General features: G+C 63.0%; 13 protein-coding genes and 1 pseudogene. 11 read left to right on the top strand and 3 right to left on the bottom strand.

Features of this window, described 5'->3' with window-relative positions:
• Positions 1–3 precede the first annotated feature (3 nt).
• Complete coding sequence (gene lysS, locus FKV68_RS18030) at positions 4–1500, top strand: lysine--tRNA ligase (protein WP_180939149.1); 1497 nt, start codon at positions 4–6, stop codon at positions 1498–1500.
• A 156-nt stretch (positions 1501–1656) separates the two neighbouring features.
• On the opposite strand, the gene FKV68_RS18035 is transcribed toward lysS, so the two are convergent.
• Complete coding sequence (locus FKV68_RS18035; protein WP_180939150.1) at positions 1657–2304, bottom strand: hypothetical protein; 648 nt, start codon at positions 2302–2304, stop codon at positions 1657–1659.
• Positions 2305–2670: 366 nt separating this feature from the next.
• Here FKV68_RS18035 and FKV68_RS18040 point away from each other — a divergent pair, with 366 nt between their 5' ends.
• The gene (locus FKV68_RS18040; protein WP_180939151.1) at positions 2671–3624 is read left to right on the top strand and encodes a nucleoside hydrolase; all 954 of its coding nucleotides are present in this window, start codon (positions 2671–2673) and stop codon (positions 3622–3624) included.
• Between the two features lie 9 nt (positions 3625–3633).
• On the opposite strand, the pseudogene FKV68_RS18045 reads toward FKV68_RS18040, so the two are convergent.
• Positions 3634–4388, bottom strand: a pseudogene (locus FKV68_RS18045) (IS5 family transposase).
• A gap of 154 nt (positions 4389–4542) precedes the next feature.
• On the opposite strand from FKV68_RS18045, the gene FKV68_RS18050 reads away from it, so the two are divergent.
• The 9 genes from FKV68_RS18050 (at position 4543) to mnhG (ending at position 16178) form a co-directional block, all read left to right on the top strand.
• Positions 4543–5553, top strand: a complete 1011-nt coding sequence (locus FKV68_RS18050) for a ligase-associated DNA damage response exonuclease (protein ID WP_180939152.1) — start codon at positions 4543–4545, stop codon at positions 5551–5553.
• Positions 5554–5558: 5 nt separating this feature from the next.
• Positions 5559–7178: a cisplatin damage response ATP-dependent DNA ligase gene (locus FKV68_RS18055; RefSeq protein ID WP_180939153.1), complete on the top strand. Its 1620-nt coding sequence runs from the start codon at positions 5559–5561 to the stop codon at positions 7176–7178.
• 113 nt (positions 7179–7291) lie between these two features.
• On the top strand, positions 7292–9961 hold the full coding sequence (locus FKV68_RS18060; protein WP_180939154.1) for a bifunctional diguanylate cyclase/phosphodiesterase: 2670 nt from the start codon (positions 7292–7294) through the stop codon (positions 9959–9961).
• 199 nt (positions 9962–10160) lie between these two features.
• Entirely contained in the window at positions 10161–13088 is a 2928-nt protein-coding gene (locus FKV68_RS18065; protein WP_342454833.1) for a monovalent cation/H+ antiporter subunit A, read from the top strand.
• Positions 13088–13435, top strand: a complete 348-nt coding sequence (locus tag FKV68_RS18070) for a Na+/H+ antiporter subunit C (protein ID WP_180939156.1) — start codon at positions 13088–13090, stop codon at positions 13433–13435. Before FKV68_RS18065 ends, FKV68_RS18070 begins: the two co-directional genes overlap by 1 nt.
• The gene (locus tag FKV68_RS18075; protein ID WP_180939157.1) at positions 13428–15044 is read left to right on the top strand and encodes a monovalent cation/H+ antiporter subunit D; all 1617 of its coding nucleotides are present in this window, start codon (positions 13428–13430) and stop codon (positions 15042–15044) included. The genes FKV68_RS18070 and FKV68_RS18075 overlap by 8 nt, the downstream gene beginning before the upstream one ends.
• Before the next feature lie 2 nt (positions 15045–15046).
• Positions 15047–15532 (top strand): Na+/H+ antiporter subunit E, encoded by a 486-nt coding sequence (locus FKV68_RS18080; protein ID WP_180939158.1) that lies wholly within the window; start codon positions 15047–15049, stop codon positions 15530–15532.
• Positions 15529–15810, top strand: coding sequence for a K+/H+ antiporter subunit F (locus FKV68_RS18085; protein WP_180939159.1), 282 nt, complete (start codon positions 15529–15531; stop codon positions 15808–15810). The genes FKV68_RS18080 and FKV68_RS18085 overlap by 4 nt, the downstream gene beginning before the upstream one ends.
• Positions 15807–16178, top strand: coding sequence for a monovalent cation/H(+) antiporter subunit G (mnhG, locus tag FKV68_RS18090; RefSeq protein ID WP_180939160.1), 372 nt, complete (start codon positions 15807–15809; stop codon positions 16176–16178). Before FKV68_RS18085 ends, mnhG begins: the two co-directional genes overlap by 4 nt.
• 64 nt (positions 16179–16242) lie before the next feature.
• On the opposite strand, the gene cobM is transcribed toward mnhG, so the two are convergent.
• Positions 16243–17001: a precorrin-4 C(11)-methyltransferase gene (gene cobM / locus FKV68_RS18095; protein ID WP_180939161.1), complete on the bottom strand. Its 759-nt coding sequence runs from the start codon at positions 16999–17001 to the stop codon at positions 16243–16245.
• Positions 17002–17025: the final 24 nt, after the last annotated feature.

The following is a 17025-nucleotide window of genomic DNA, read 5'->3' on the forward strand; positions in this document are numbered from 1 at the left end:
AACATGAACGAGAAGACAGCAACGGCCAGCCTTTCCTCCGACGCAACGGAAGTGCGCGCACAGAAGCTGAAGCTGCTGCGCGCGGAGATTGGCGACGTCTATCCGGCGCACTTCCACCGGACGATGACCAATGCGGAACTCGCGGCGAAATATGAGAGCCTGGAACCGGACACCGAAACGCAGGACGTCGTGACCGTCGCCGGCCGCGTCTTTTCCTCGCGCAACTCCGGCATGTTCATGGATATCCATGACGCCTCCGGCAAGATCCAGATTTTCTCGCACAAGGACACTACGCCTGAAGAGGCGCGTGCGCTGCTGCCGATGATCGACATCGGCGATATCATCGGCGTTACGGGCACTGTCCGCCGCACCAAGCGTGGCGAACTGACGATCAATGCGCAAGCGATCACGATGCTGACCAAGTCGCTGCTGCCGATGCCGGAGAAGTGGCATGGCCTCTCCGATATCGAGTTGCGCTACCGCAAGCGTCACCTCGACATCATGACCAACGAGGAGTCGAAGCTCCGCTTCCAGCAGCGCAGCCGCATCGTATCCGGCATCCGCCGCTTCATGGAGAACGACGGCTTCATGGAAGTCGAGACGCCGATGCTGCATTCGGTCTACGGCGGCGCAACCGCCGAGCCCTTCAAGACGCATCACAACACGCTGAAGCTGGACATGTTCCTGCGCATCGCGCCGGAACTCTACCTGAAGCGCACGCTGGTGTCGGGGCTGACCGACAAGGTGTTCGAGATCAACCGCAACTTCCGCAACGAAGGCGTCTCCACCCGGCACAATCCGGAATTCACGATGATGGAGTGCTACTGGGCCTACGCCGACTACGAGGACGTCATGGACCTCGTCGAGCGCCTGTTCGCCGAACTGGCGGTCTCGATCCACGGCACGACGGAATTCACCTACGGCGACAAGGATATCTCCTTCAAGGGTCCGTTCCGCCGCGTGCCCATGCCGGACGCCGTCAAGGAAGCGACCGGCATCGACTTCCTGGCGATGAAGACCGACGAGGAGGCGCGCACCGCAACCGCGGCCGGCGGCTTCGAGGTCGAGAAGGATTGGACCTGGGGCGAATGCCTCGCCTTCGTCTTCGAAGAAAAGGTGGAACCGACGCTGATCCAGCCCGCCCACGTCACGCATTTCCCGAAGGACATCTCGCCCTTCGCCAAGGAAGTGCCGGGCGAGCCGCGCCTCGTCGAGCGTTTCGAGACCTATTGCAACACCTGGGAACTCGGCAACGCCTTCTCGGAACTCAATGACCCGGAAGAGCAGCGCGCCCGCATGGTCGAGCAGCTCGAACAGGCGCATGCGCGCGGCGAACTGGCAAAGCAGCTCGACGACGAATTCCTCGATGCGATCGACCAGGGCATGCCGCCCGCCGGCGGCCTCGGCATCGGCGTTGACCGGCTGATCATGCTTCTGACCAATGCACCGTCGATCCGCGACGTGATCCTGTTCCCGGCCCGGCGCCACAAGGCCGACTGAGCCACGCGGACAAAACACGGCCATACAAAAGCCCGTCTTTCACCAGGCGGGCTTTTTGCTTCTTTCCCGATGGATTGTCTTAGTCCACGGAGAGCGTAATCAATTCCAATGAATTGAGGCGCGGACGGAAACCGCACACGCTTTCCTCATCCCGCCTTAATGGCCGGCGGGCGCCTCAGCGCTCTCGACAGTTTGCGCGGCGGCTTCGTCGACCTCCGCGCCTTCCGTTGCTGCCGCAGACGAATCGACGCAAAGCGAGTGATCGTCCATGGCGCTCATCAGGGCGCGCACCTCGTCAAGCTCAAGCCGAACGGCCTTGCCGTGGAACATCCCGGAGGCGTTCGCCGCCCCGTCATTGTAGGAAGCGCGGAACGGCTCCTCCATGCCCGGGACCCTTCGGGGACCGGGAGCAAAAAGAACCTCGGCGCCGATCGCCGCGCCGCGTACTGCAGCCCGCTCCTCCGGCCCCGCCGCATCGAGCACGACGACCTGGTAGAGATCGGCCTGCTCCTTGTGCGATAGCGCACCGACCACGCGGAGCGCCGTCCTGATGCGGTCCGGTCCGCTCGCCCTGTCGGTCTTTACATGCATCCTGACCCAGCGCTGGCCCCTGTGATCGAGCTTCAGCGTCCGGATCGTCGTACATTCGAGCCCGGATGGCGATGGCTCGGCAAGACGGGACATAAGCCTATCGCGACCGACATAGACGGCGGCACCGCCGGATGCCGCGGAAACACTGAGCGCGGCAGAGAGGATGACCACCAGCCTTTTGGAAGGACGCAATCTGCTGAAAATAGCCTTCACCGCGGCTCCGCTGTCGTCTTCGAAATTGCAAAGAAGCCCGAAGGCCGTTGCCACGATAAGTCAACGACCTTTCGGAAAGTTTAAGTCCATCCAGCGGGATGCTCGCGGACGCGGTTCATGGCGACTGACCGTGGAGGTCTTGCTCTCGCGCCGGGCTCGACTAAAAGGGATGCCGCAATTTTTCCGCGGGGGACTAGCCAGATCATGGCGCGTATCGGATTAGTCGGAGCAGGCATCATCGGTCGCGGTCGCGGAACTCCTCTCGACGGGAGAAAGCGTTGATTTGGCACCTTTCAGCTTTCGCCGCTTTTTAACACGGGTGGCATTCTCACGTTCCTCATCCCAGAACAAAGAAAAGAAGAACACATGCACAAGGTTATTTTCGATACGGATCCCGGCGTCGACGACGCGATGGCGCTTCTCTTCCTTCACCGCCACCCGGATATCGATCTCATCGGCATCACCTCCGTTTTCGGCAATGCCTCGGTCGAGACGACGACGCGAAACGCGCTCTTCCTGAAGCAGGCGTGGAACATCGCAGCGCCGGTGGCCAAGGGTCTCGGCGAGACCTTTAATCACGGCCGCCCCCATGTCGGCTGGCCGACGGGCATTCACGGCGACGACGGACTCGGCAATATCGACGTGCCGGAAACGATCGACCTGCCGCTCGACCCCCGTCCGGCCCACCGTTTCATCATCGATACGGTGCGCGCCAATCCCGGCGAGGTGACGCTCGTCGCCGTTGGGCGGATGACCAATCTGGCGCTGGCGGTCCGCGAAGATCCGGAAATCGCCGCGCTGGTCAAGGATGTCGTGATCATGGGCGGCGCCTTTGACGTTCCCGGCAATATCACGCCGGCGGCGGAAGCCAACATCCACGGCGACCCGGAAGCAGCCGACGTTGTGATGACGGCGCCCTGGCCCGTCACCGTCATCGGCCTCGACGTGACCACCCGGACGGTGATGACACGGGCCATGCTGGTCGATATCGCCGAGCGTGGCGGCGCGCCGGCAAGACTCCTGTCCGACATCTCGCAGTTCTACATCACCTTCTACGAGCAGCATGTCGACGACGGCATGATCGTCCATGACAGCTGTGCCTGCGCCTATGTCGTTGCGCCGGACTTGTTCCGCACCCGCAGCGGCTCTGTCCGCGTCGTCTGCGGTGGCATCGCCGACGGGCAGACGATCCAGAAACCCGATGCACGCCTGTTTCCGCCGAGCCCCTGGGACGGGCTTCCGAGCCAGAAGGTCTGCACCGGCATCGATGCCGAGGGCGTGCTTAAACTCATCGCCGACACGCTCTCGTTAAGCCACTAGGCTCCAGACTCAATTGGTCCACCAGATGATGATAGCGGCGATGTGGACGGCAGCCTGGAAGTTTGTGGCGAGCTTGTCGTAGCGGGTGGCGATCCGCCGCCAATCCTTGAGACGGCAGAACATCCGCTCGATGACGTTGCGCTGGCGATAGGCCGTTGCATCGAAGGGATGGCGGCGCTTTCTGGTCGGGTTGTTGGGAATGACCGGAATGGTGCCGCGTGCGGTCAGATACTGGCGCAGGGCATCGCTGTCGTAAGCGGTGTCGGCGGCGAGGAAATAGGCGGGTGGCAGGTGCTGGAGTAACGGCACGGCGGCGCGCACATCGCCCATCTGCCCCGGCGAGATCTGCAGGCCGAGCGGCCGGCCGCGCCCGTCTACGACGGCGTGGATTTTCGTCGTCCGGCCGCCGCGGGAGCGACCAATCGCCTGCGTCTGCGCCCCCCTTTTCCACCGGCGGCGGAGCGATGGACCTTCGCGGTGGTACTGTCGATCATCTGCATATCGCATGGACTGGCCGCGACCAGGGCCGAAAACAGCTTCTGCCACAGGCCGCGGCCGGCCCAGCGATGAAAGCGGTTGTAAATCGTGGTTGGCGGGCCATAGACGGCCGGGCAATCCTGCCAACGGCAGCCGACACGCAACACATGGACAATGCCGCTGATGACGCGGCGGTCATCGACCCGGCGCGCACCGGGCCGGTTCTTCGGCAGCAGCGGTTCGATCACGGACCATTGCTGATCACTTAGCCAGAATTCGCTTCCCATGCCTCACCTCCGCTATTTCGGAATAGAATCATGAAAATCAAACGCCATCAATAGGCTGATTGAGTTTTAACCCTAAGGCGCGGCTCAGACGCGAGCGGTGAAAATCTTGTCCACATAGCTGGCAGACGCGCCTCTGCCGGCTATCTTTGTCTGCATGAGACCGGACAACCTGCTTTACCCCGCCCCCAGGGGACTCTACTGCGAGAAAGGCGACTTCTACATCGACCCGATTCAGCCGGTCGAACGGGCGCTCATCACGCACGGCCATGCCGATCATGCCCGCGCGGGTCACGCTCACGTGCTCGCGACTCGTGAGACGCTCGACATCATGCGCATCCGCTACGGTGACGGCTTTTGCGGCGCGAGCCAGATCGCCGCGCTCGGCGAAACGATAACCGTCAACGGCGTGACCGTCCGTTTTCACCCGGCCGGCCATGTGCTGGGCTCGGCGCAGATTGCCGTCGAGGCGGATGGAACGCGGATCGTCGTCTCCGGTGACTACAAACGGCGGCCGGATCGGACCTGCCGGGCTTTCGAGCCGGTCCGCTGCGACGTCTTCATCACCGAGGCGACCTTCGGCCTTCCGGTCTTTCACCATCCCGACGACGGCGCCGAGATCGCCCGACTGCTGATGTCGCTAAGGCAGTTTCCAGAGCGGGCCCATATGGTCGGCGCCTATGCGCTCGGCAAGGCGCAGAGGGTCATCGCCCTCCTGCGCCAGCAGGGCTATGACGAGCCGATCCACATCCACGGCGCGCTCGCCAAGTTGTGCGAGTATTACCAGAGCGAGGGCATCGATCTCGGCGAAATCCGCCCGGCGACGTTGGCCGGCGAGAGCCGGCAGGATTTGGCCGGCGCCATCGTCATCGGCCCGCCCTCCGCCTTTGCCGATCGCTGGGCGCGGCGCTTCGCCGAGCCGCTTGCCGTCTTCGCCTCCGGCTGGATGCTCATCCGCCAGCGCGCCAAGCAACGCGGCGTCGAACTGCCCCTCGTCATATCCGATCACTGCGACTGGGCAGAACTCACGGGAACGATACGCGAGATCGCGCCGGCCGAAGTCTGGGTGACGCACGGCCGCGAAGAGGCACTGGTGCGCTGGTGCGAATTGCAGGGCATTCCGGCGCGTCCGCTTCACCTCGTCGGCTACGACGATGAGGGAGAGTGAGAGCCATGAAGGCCTTCGCCGAACTGCTCGACCGGCTGGTTCTAACGCCGCAGCGAAATGCCAAGATCCGCCTGCTTGCGGACTATTTTCGCGAGGCCGGCGACCCTAGCCGCGGTTACGCCCTTGCCGCGATCGCCGGCACGCTGAGCCTCAACACCGTCAAGCCCCAACTGATCCGCGACCTCCTGCTTGAACGCATGGACGAGGTGCTGTTTCGCTATTCCTATGACTATGTCGGTGATCTCGCGGAGACCGTCTCGCTGGTGTGGGAGCCGCCGCAAGAGCGCGTTGCAGCCGACATTCCGCTCGGAGAGGTCGTTGAACGGCTGCAGATGGCGGGCCGGTCCGAGGTGCGATCGCTTGTCCGCGACACGCTCGATCAACTCGACACGTCGGGCCGCTTCGCGTTTCTGAAGCTCGTGACCGGGGGCCTCAGGATCGGCGTTTCGGCACGGCTGGCAAAACAGGCGCTGGCGGAAATGGGCGGCAAGGACGTCAGCGAGATAGAAACCCTCTGGCACGGTCTGACGCCGCCCTATCTGCCGCTTTTTCTCTGGCTCAGCGGCGAAGCGGACATGCCGGTCCTCAAGACGCCCGCGGTCTTTCATGCCGTCATGCTCGCGACACCGGTCGGCGAAGGCGATCTCGAAGGACTGGATCCGGCGGACTTCGCCGCCGAGTGGAAATGGGACGGGATCCGCGTGCAGCTGGCGAATATCGGCGGCGTGCGGCGGCTCTATTCCCGCAGCGGCGACGAGATTTCCGGCGCCTTTCCGGAAATCCTCGAAGCGGCCGGCTTTACCGGCGTCATCGACGGCGAACTGCTGGTGGGCGGGACGGCCCGCAGCAACCAGGCGACCGGCACCTTCGCCGACTTGCAGCAGCGCCTGAACCGCAAGACGGTCAACCGCAAGATGCTCGAGGATTATCCCGCTTTCATTCGCGGCTACGACATCCTCTTTTCGGGCGAACGGGATATCCGGAGCGAACCTTTCCAAGCCCGTCGCCAGGCCCTCGCTGCGCTGATCGACGCGGCATCGCCGCAGCATTTCGACCTGTCGCCGCTCGTCCCCTTCTCGACCTGGGAGGAACTCGATCGGCTTCGCGCCAACCCACCGGACCCGGTAATCGAAGGCGTCATGCTCAAGCGGCTAAACTCGCCCTACGTCGCCGGCCGGGCGAAGGGACCCTGGTTCAAGTGGAAGCGGGAACCCTTCAACATCGACGCGGTGCTGATGTATGCGCAACGCGGCCACGGCAAACGATCGAGCTACTACTCCGACTTCACCTTCGGCGTCTGGACGGAGAGCGACGGGCAAACAGTCTTGGTTCCGGTCGGCAAGGCCTATTTCGGTTTTACCGATGCCGAACTCGAAATTCTCGACCGCTTCGTTCGCGACAATACGGTCGAGCGCTTCGGTCCGGTACGAGCTGTCCGTGCCGAGCCCGAGGCCGGCTTCGTCGTCGAGGTCGCCTTCGAAGGCCTCAATCGCTCGACCCGGCACAAGTCGGGTGTCGCGATGCGCTTTCCGCGCATCGCCCGCCTGAGGGCGGATAAACTGCCGCGGGACGCCGACAGGCTCGAAACATTGCTGGCGATGATCGAGGAGAAGGCACTGCGATGACGAACAACGAAGCGCGATATGCAAGAATCGAGCGAAGCACGGCAATAATTGTTAAGAAGAATTTGTAATCATCCCGCGGTTCTTCGCCGTATGCACCGTCCTGGGGTGACCTTGTGTCAGATAAACGTGCCGTTAACCTTGGAGAGCCTTGGTTCTCTCGGGTTTTGACACCGAGCTATTTACCGACCTTTATCGCGACCCTTGTTGTCGTGATCGCGGGATTCCTTGCCGATAACCAGAATTTGGTCATCTCCGAAGCACGCGAGCGCGCACTGGTGGCGGACGAGCTCAATCCGATACGCTCGAGAATCGAATCCAGCATCAACGGCAACCTCCAGCTTGTTCGCGGCTTGATCGGCACGATCGCCACCGAACCCGGCATGCAGCAACAGCGCTTCGGCGAACTTGCCCGCAGCATCTTCACCGAGCGGTCGCAGTTGCGCCACATTGCGGCCGCTCCGGACCTTGTCGTATCGATGGTCTATCCGACCTCCGGCAACGAAAGGGTCGTCGGGCTCGATTACCGCAAGAACGAAAGTCAGCGCACCGCGGTGATGCGGGTCAGGGAAACCGGCAAGATGGTGCTCGCTGGCCCCGTCGACCTCGTCCAGGGCGGCAAGGGCCTGATCGGACGGTTTCCGGTGTCGACCGATTTTGGTGGCGGCAGCAATCGCTTCTGGGGCGTCGTTTCGGCGGTGATCGATGTCGATCGCCTTTATCGCGACAGCGGCCTCGTCTCGTCGACGCTCGGCATCGACATTGCGATAGCAGGTCGCGACGGCCTCGGACGCGAGGGAGCGGTCTTCTTCGGCGATCCCGCGATCTTCAGCCAGGCCCCGGTCGAGATGAGCGTATCACTCCCCGGAGGTTCATGGAGCATCGCCGCAATCCCCAAAGGCGGTTGGCCGGCCACGCCTGCCAACGCCTGGCAGATCCGCCTGCTGATCGCGATCGGCGCCTTGATGATCATCGTCCCCATGCTCTTCACGGGCCGGCTCATGGCCGAGCGCCAGAGGAACATTCGCGCTCTGAAGCAAAGCAAGGATCAGCTTCAGGAACTTTCCCATCGGCTGAAGATTGCGCTCGACACGTCCGAGATCGGTATCTGGGAGCTCGATATCGAGAGCGGAAAGTTGCTGTGGGACGGCCGGATGAGGGAGCTCTACGGCATCGGGAATTCGATGCGCGAAACCTACGAAGACTGGAAGAATACGCTGCACCCGGACGACCTGGTACGCGCCGAAGAGGAGTTTGCCGAAGCGCGCGCGAGCGGCGGCGCCTATAATTCCGAGTTCCGCATCCGCCTTGCTGGCGGCGAGGTGCGCCATATTCGGGCGATCGGCTCCACCCACGTCGGAGCAGACGGGCGCAGGAAGATCGTCGGCGTCAACTGGGACGTGACGGCCGATTTCGAAACGAGAGCCACGCTTTCCGAGGCCAAGCGGCTTGCCGAAGCCCACAGCAGCGAACTGGAAGCGGCGCGCCATCGGATGGAATTCAACGCGCTGCACGATCCGCTCACTGGCCTGCCGAACCGGCGCTTCCTCGACCAGATCCTCGCCGAGCGCAGCCAGCATTTCGACGATCGCGCGAAGCTCAGCATATTTCATATGGATCTCGATCGCTTCAAGCAGATCAACGACACGCTCGGCCATGCTGCCGGCGACGAAATCCTGAGGCATGCGGCTGAACTCCTGCGGCGGAATGCGCGCGAGGGTGACTTCGTTGCCCGTATCGGCGGCGACGAATTCGTGATCATCCGCCAGAGCCACGGCCAAGACGAGGACGGAGGGCTTGCATCACGTGTCATCGAAGCGATGAGCGTGCCGGTCCGCTACAAGGATCAGGAATGCCGCATCGGCGTCAGCATCGGTATTGCCGCCCAATCGCTCGCGGAAGACGAGCTTTCGCAGGTTCTCGTCAATGCCGACATCGCGCTTTACGAGGCCAAGCGCCGCGGCCGCAACAGGCACGAGACCTTCACCGGCGCGCTGAAGACCGCGGTGTTCCAGACCAAGCAGACCGCCGACGAAATCCTTCGCGGTCTTGAGCGGAACGAATTTATCGCGCATTTCCAGCCGCAATTCTGCCCGACCTCCCTCGACGTCATCGGCGTCGAAGCGCTGGTGCGGTGGGATCACCCGACCAAGGGACTGCTCAGCCCGCACGCGTTCCTCAAGACAGCGGAAGATATCAACGTCGTCGCATTGATCGACCAGAAAATCCTGGAACAGGCGCTGTTCCAGATCTGGAGGTGGGAAGCGAACGGCATCCGCATCCCGAAAGTCTCGGTCAATCTCTCTTATCCGCGGCTGCGCGACGACGGCCTGATCGAGCGCCTCAAGCAGATGCGGATACCGGAAGGGCGGCTCTCCTTCGAACTGCTCGAATCGATCTCCTTCGATGAAAACGACGTGACGGTGCTCTCGAACATCGAGCGCATCAAGGAACTGGGAATCGACATCGAGATCGACGATTTCGGAACCGGCTACGCCTCCATTCTCAGCCTTACGAAACTGACGCCGCGCCGGCTGAAGATCGATCGTCAGTTGATCGTGCCGATCCTGACCTCGCCGGCGCAGCGACGGCTCGTCGAATCGATCATCGACATCGGCACCTCGCTCGGCATCGAGGTGATCGCCGAAGGCGTCGAGACGCTGGAGCATGCCCGTATCCTCAAGGACTTGGGCTGCCACGGGCTGCAGGGCTACGCCTTCGCCCGGCCGATGAATGCCAACGATCTCGCCACCTTCGTTTTCGAGCGCCGCTGGCAGGCCGCGTAGACATGCCGAAAACGTCGCCGCATTGGTGCGTTTTTCTTTCCGCAAGGCTTGGCAGTCGCCCGGAAAAAAGTCATAAAAACATATGCCTTTGCCGCTTCGCGGATGATCCGGGCATCGTTTGCGGTGGTCGCCTTTAAGCGACACTCCTGCGGGACCCCTGGTCCCACTCTCCAACATACCCAACGAGGGGAACGGAACGATAGAATACGCGGGAAAATTGCTGCCTGTTTTCATTCTCGCGCCTTTTGCGGGAAGCCTCATTGCAATCTTCTTTCCGTCCGATCAGCGCGGTGCCACGGCCTGGTTCGCAGGTGCGATCGCCCTTGTCTGCTTTCTGGTGACCGCGGGGCTCTATCCCTTCGTCGCTTCCGGCGGGGTGCTGCGTTATCAGCTCGACTGGATCCCCGAGCTCGGGCTCAACTTCACGCTGCGGATGGACGGCTTCGCCTGGCTGTTTTCGGCGCTGATCACGGCGATCGGCGTTCTCGTCGTCCTTTATGCCCGCTACTACATGGCTGCCGAGGACCCGGTCCCGCGCTTCTTCGCGCTGTTCCTCGCCTTCATGGCATCAATGCTCGGCGTCGTCCTTTCCGGCAACCTCATCCTGCTTGCGGTGTTCTGGGAGCTGACGAGCATCGTCTCCTTCCTGCTGATCGGCTACTGGCACCACAATGCACACGCCCGCGACGGCGCGCGCATAGCGCTGACGATGACCGGCATGGGCGGGCTTTGCATGCTGGTCGGATTGCTGATCATGGGCCGGATCGTCGGGAGCTACGATCTCGACGTCGTTCTCGCCTCCGGCGACGCGATCCGCAACCACCCGCTTTACTTGACCGTCCTTATCCTTCTGCTGCTCGGCGCCCTCACGAAGAGCGCGCAGTTTCCCTTCCATTTCTGGCTGCCGCACGCGATGGCTGCGCCGACGCCGGTCTCCGCCTACCTACATTCGGCGACGATGGTGAAGGCCGGCGTCTTCCTGCTCGCGCGGCTGTGGCCGGTGATGGCCGGCACCGAGGCCTGGTTCTGGATCGTCGGCCTCGCCGGGCTCACGACCCTCTTGCTCGGCGCCTATTTCGCGATCTTCCAGCAGGATCTGAAGGGGCTCCTCGCCTATTCGACGATCAGTCATCTGGGGCTTATCACCGTGCTGCTAAGCCTCGGCAGCCCGCTGGCAGCCGTCGCCGCGGTCTTCCACATCGTCAATCACGCGACCTTCAAGGCTTCGCTGTTCATGGCGGCGGGCATCATCGATCACGAAACCGGCACGCGCGATATGCGAAGGCTGAGCGGTCTCTTCCACTACATGCCGATCACCGCCACGCTTGCAATGGTGGCAAGCGCGGCAATGGCCGGCGTGCCGCTACTCAATGGCTTTCTTTCCAAGGAGATGTTCTTCGCCGAGGCGATCGAGACGCATCTCATCAACACGCTCGATACGATAACACCCTATGTCGCGACGATCGCGAGCATGTTTGCCGTCACCTATTCCCTGCGCTTCATTCACGGCGTCTTCTATGGCCCCATGCCGCAGGACCTGCCCAAGAAGCCCCACGAACCGCCGCGCTGGATGCGCGCGCCGGTGGACTTCCTCGTGCTTGCCTGCCTTGTCGTCGGCATCATTCCCGCGCAGACGATTGGTCCATTCCTGCATACGGCCGTCGTTTCGATCCTCGGCGATCGCACACCGCAATACAGCCTTGCCGTCTGGCACGGCCTGAACGTCCCGCTGATCATGAGCTTCGTGGCGCTGTCGGGCGGGGTCGGCCTCTATTTCTTGATGCGTTCCTACCTTGCGACCAGTGTCGAAGGCCCGCCGGTCTTCCGCCTGCTCCAGGGTCAACGAATCTTCGAACGCGTGCTGGTGACGCTTTCATGGAAGTGGGCCCGCTCGCTGGAGCAGCGGCTCGGCACGCGCCGCCTGCAGCCGCAGATGTGCTTCGTCGTTCTCCTTGCACTCTCAGCCGGGGCGTTACCGCTTGTGCTCGGCGGCTTCAAGCTTCCGCCGCTCGTCATACACGGCATCGATCCGGCCTTCGCACTGCTCTGGGTGATCGGCATCGCCTGCGCCGTCGGCGCGGCTTACCAGGCGAAGTATCATCGACTCGCATCGCTCGTACTGCTCGGCGGCGCGGGGCTCGTCACCTGCATCACCTTCGCCTGGCTTTCCGCACCAGACCTCGCGGTAACCCAACTTCTGGTGGAAATCGTCACCACCGTGCTGATCCTGCTCGGATTGCGCTGGCTGCCGAAGCGCATCGAGCAGCCCGATGATGCGGAGGATCTTCCCTTCCGCATCCGCCTCAGGCGGCTGCGCGACTTCATTCTCGCGATCCTGGCCGGCGGTGGGGTGATGCTCATCTCCTACACGGTCATGACGCGACCACTGCCGGAAACAATCGCCAGCTATTTCCTCGAACGTGCCTACACGGAGGGCGGCGGCACCAACGTCGTCAACGTCATCCTCGTCGACTTCCGCGGCTTCGACACGCTTGGCGAGATCGCCGTGCTCTGCATCGTCGCCTTGACGGTCTTTGCGCTTCTCTTGCGCTTCCGTCCGCAGGCCGACAGTCTGGAGGCCCCGGAACAGCAGCGGGTGCAGAACGCCTTCGACGACGACCACCCGGACCGTGCAGCCGGCGACAGCGTCGCCGAGTACCTCTTCGTGCCCTCCGTCATCATGCGGTGGATGTTCCCCATCACCGGGCTGCTGGCGGCCTACCTCTTCCTGCGCGGACACGACCTGCCGGGCGGCGGTTTCGCGGCCGGCATCGCCATGTCGATCGGCTTCATCCTGCAATATATGTCGGGCGGCACGCGTTGGGTCGAGGAGAGGTTGCGCATCCACCCGCTGCGGTGGATGAGCATCGGCATTCTGGTCGCAACCGCGACCGGCGCCGGATCGTGGCTCTTCGGCTATCCGTTCCTCACCTCGCACGCGCAATATGCAACATTGCCGATCGTCGGCAAGTTCCCGCTTGCGAGCGCCATCCTCTTCGATCTCGGTGTCTTTTCGCTGGTTCTTGGAGCCACGGTGCTGATCCTCATTGCATTGGCCCACCAGTCTGTCCGCGCGCCGCGCGCCCACATGCGGGCAGTGCGCGCCGAAAAGGAGGGGGTTCGGTAATGGAACTCATTCTTTCCGCGGGGATCGGTGCGCTGACCGCTTCGGGCGTCTATTTGTTGCTGAGGCCGCGTACCTACCAGGTCATCATCGGTCTCTCACTGCTCTCCTATGCCGTCAATCTGTTCATCTTCGGCATGGGGCGGCTGCGCGTGAACGCGCCCCCGGTGCTCGACGCGGGCGGCGTCGGCGACCTTGCCCAGTATACGGATCCCGTAACGCAGGCGCTGGTGCTGACCGCGATCGTCATCGGCTTTGCGATGACGGCGCTCTTCCTCGTCGTGCTGCTTGCCTCGCGCGGCTTCACCGGTACCGACCATGTCGACGGAAGGGAGCAGCGCCATGATTGATTGGCTGCATCACCTTCTCATCATCCCGATCCTGCTGCCGCTCGCCGTCGGCGCGGCGCTGATCCCGATCGACGAGCGCAACCGGATGCTGAAGGGTCTCTTCGGCTTCGGCTCAACGCTCATCGTCTTCGTTGTCGCCACGATTCTCATGCGCATTGCCGCGAGCGCCGGCAACCTGCCGGAGACCGGCATCTATCAGCTTGGCAACTGGCCGGCTCCCTTCGGCATCGTTCTCGTGCTCGACCGTTTGTCCGCGCTGATGCTCTGCCTGACGGCAGGTCTGGCGCTTGCCGCCCAGGTCTATTCCATGGCGCGCTGGCACACGGCTGGCCACCATTTCCATTCGCTGTTCCAGCTTCTCGTCGCCGGTCTCAACGGCGCCTTTCTGACGGGCGACATCTTCAATCTCTTCGTTTTCTTCGAAATGATGCTGGCCGCATCTTATGGCCTGCTGCTGCACGGCTCCGGCCCCGTGCGCGTCAAGGCTGGTTTGCACTATATCGCGATCAATCTTGCCGCCTCGTCGCTGTTCCTCATCGGCGTCAGCCTGATCTATGGCGTCACCGGCACGCTCAACATGGCCGACCTTGCCACGAAGCTCGCAACGCTTACGCCTGAGAACCGGCAACTCGTCGAAACCGGCGCCGCGATCCTCGGCATCGCCTTTCTCGTCAAGGCCGGCATGTGGCCGCTGAGCTTCTGGCTGCCGCCGGCCTACGCGGCCGCGACGCCGCCGGTCGCTGCGGTCTTTGCCATTCTGACCAAGGTCGGCATCTACGTGATCGTCCGCCTGCACTTCCTCATCTTCGGTGCGGCCGCCGGGCCTTCGGCGGGTTTCGGCCAGGAGTGGCTCGTTGCCGGCGGCATGCTGACGATCGCGTTCGGCGCGATCGGCGTGCTCGCCTCGCAGGCGATGGGCAGGCTTGCCGGCTATTCGGTTCTCGTCTCCTCCGGAACGCTGCTTGCGGCGATCGGCCTCGGCCATGCAGGGATGCTCGCCGGCGCCCTCTTCTACCTCGTCAGCTCGACACTCACGATCTCCGCCTTCTTCCTGCTCATCGAACTCGTCGACCGCGGCCGCGATGCCGGCGCCGACGTTCTGGCGGTGACGATGGAAGCCTATGGCGACTTCGATGAGGATGAAGAAGAGGAAGAGGTCGGCGCCGCGATACCGGGGACCATGGCCGTTCTCGGCCTCTGCTTCTGCCTCTGTGCCGTGCTCCTTTCGGGCCTGCCGCCCTTGTCCGGATTCATCGCCAAATTCGCGATCCTGCGCGGCCTCTTCGACGTGCCGGGCAGCGATCTTACAACCGCGATGTCCGCCGCCGATTGGACCTACGTCGTGCTTCTCATCGTGTCGGGGCTCGCCGCCATGATCGCGATGAACCGCATCGGCATCCGCACCTTCTGGGCCTCGATCGAGGGCACGGTACCGCGGGTCTTCGTCATCGAGATCACGCCCGTTCTCGTTCTGCTTGCCGCCTGCGTCTTCCTGAGCCTTCAGGCCGGGCCCGCCATGCGCTACATGCAGGCAACCGCTGACGACCTGCTCAATCCGTTGCTCCAGAGCGAGCGTGTTCTTTCCGCGCCAAGGGCGGGGGGGCAATAACAATGCGCACCTGGTTTCCCTATCCGCTGCTGTCGACCGTGCTGCTGGTCATGTGGTTGCTTCTGAACCAGTCGCTGGCGCCTGGCTCGATCCTCATCGGCCTCGTTCTCGGTATGGTGCTCGGCTGGGTGACGCTCAAGCTGCACCCCACAAGATCGCATCTACACCGCATCGGGCGTGCGGCTGGCTTCGCTCTTGAGGTCATCGCCGACATCGTCCGCTCAAACATCGCCGTTGCTTCGATCATCCTGCGCGCACGCCGCTACCCCGCGAATGCGGGCTTTCTGACCGTCGACCTCGATCTCGAAGATGAGAACGCCCTCGCGCTGCTGGCCTGCATCATGACGGCGACCCCCGGGACGGCATGGCTCGAATACGATCGCCACCAGAAGACCTTGCTTTTCCATGTGCTGGACCTGCAGAACGAGGAGATCTGGCGCGGGACGGTCAAGCGTTACGAAGCGGCGTTGAAGGAGATCTTCCAATGACTGAGCTTGCGATCACCTGGTCAGTGCTCCTCTCCCAGGTCATGCTCGGCGTGGCGATGGGCTGCGCACTTTATCGCATCGCCAGGGGGCCACGCGCGCAGGACAGGATCCTCGCGCTCGATACGCTCTACATCAACGCGATGCTGATGCTGCTCTCCTTCGGCATTCGCAGTGCGAACACGATCTATTTCGAGACCGCATTGATCATAGCGCTGATCGGCTTCGTCTCTTCGATCGCCTTCGCCAAATTCCTGATGCGCGGCGAGGTGATCGAATGAGCCACCTGACGGACCTGCCGACCTGGGCCGCCTTCACCGTCTGCGGTTTGCTGCTTTTCGGGGCGACGATGACGCTGATCGGTTCGCTCGGTCTGCTGCGCCTTTCCGACTTCTACGAACGCCTGCACGCCCCGACAATAGCGACCAGCGGCGGCACGATCCTGATCTGCCTGGCGTCGATGCTCTGCTTCGCCGTGCTGCAAAGCCGCTGGATCTTCCACGAGTTGCTGATCATCTTCTTCATCATGGTGACGACGCCGGTGACACTGGCGCTGCTTGGCCAGGCGGCGCTCTATCGCGACCGCTTTGAAGAACGAAACGGCGTGCCGCGCAAGCACAAGCCGGAAAGCGAGAAAAGCGCCGACTGATTGAACCTAACAAGTTGGAGCGGGACGCGCGCGGAAAGCCGCACGCACTTTTCCTCATCCCGCTCTATTCGCGGCCGCGAAAGCGGCGCTGATAGGCGGGGTCGTAGAGCGAACTCTCGCGGAAGTCCGCAGCTTCGAGGCCGGGGCCAACGAAGATCAGCGCCGTGCGTTCGATCGGCTCGAGCGCGACCCTGGCGGCGATATCGCCGAGCGTGCCGCGCAGGACCCGCTCGTCCGGCCAGGACGCCTTGACGACGATCGCAACTGGGCAATCGGCGCCGTAGAGCGGCGTCAACTCCTCGACGACCCGGTCGAGCGCATGGATCGCCAGGTGGATCGCCAGCGTCGAGCCCGTGGCGCCGAAAGCGGCAAGCGTCTCGCTATTCGGCATCGGCGAGGCGCGGCCGGAAACACGAGTCAGCACCAGGCTTTGCGCCACGGCCGGAATTGTGAGCTCCCGGCCGAGCGTTGCGGCGGCCGCCGCGAAAGCCGGCACACCGGGCGTCATGGTGTAGGCAATGCCGTGCCTCTCGAGCCGGCGGATCTGTTCGGCGACCGCGCTCCAGACGGAAAGATCGCCCGAATGCAGTCGAGCCACGTCCTCGCCGGCCTCTGCGGCGCGGACATATTCCGCTTCGATCTCATCGAGCGACATCGGCGCGGTATCGACGATGCGAGCGCCGGGTGGGCAATACTGCAGAAGCTCGGGCGACACGATCGAGCCGGCATAGAGGCAGACCGGGCAGCGGCCAATCAGGTCCCTGCCCCTGACTGTAATCAGATCTGCCGCACCCGGACCCGCGCCGATGAAATGAACCGTCATATCCTATCCTTTTAAATTCGCTCG

The organism is Sinorhizobium mexicanum (genome assembly GCF_013488225.1).
Classification (GTDB): Bacteria; Pseudomonadota; Alphaproteobacteria; order Rhizobiales; family Rhizobiaceae; genus Sinorhizobium; species Sinorhizobium mexicanum.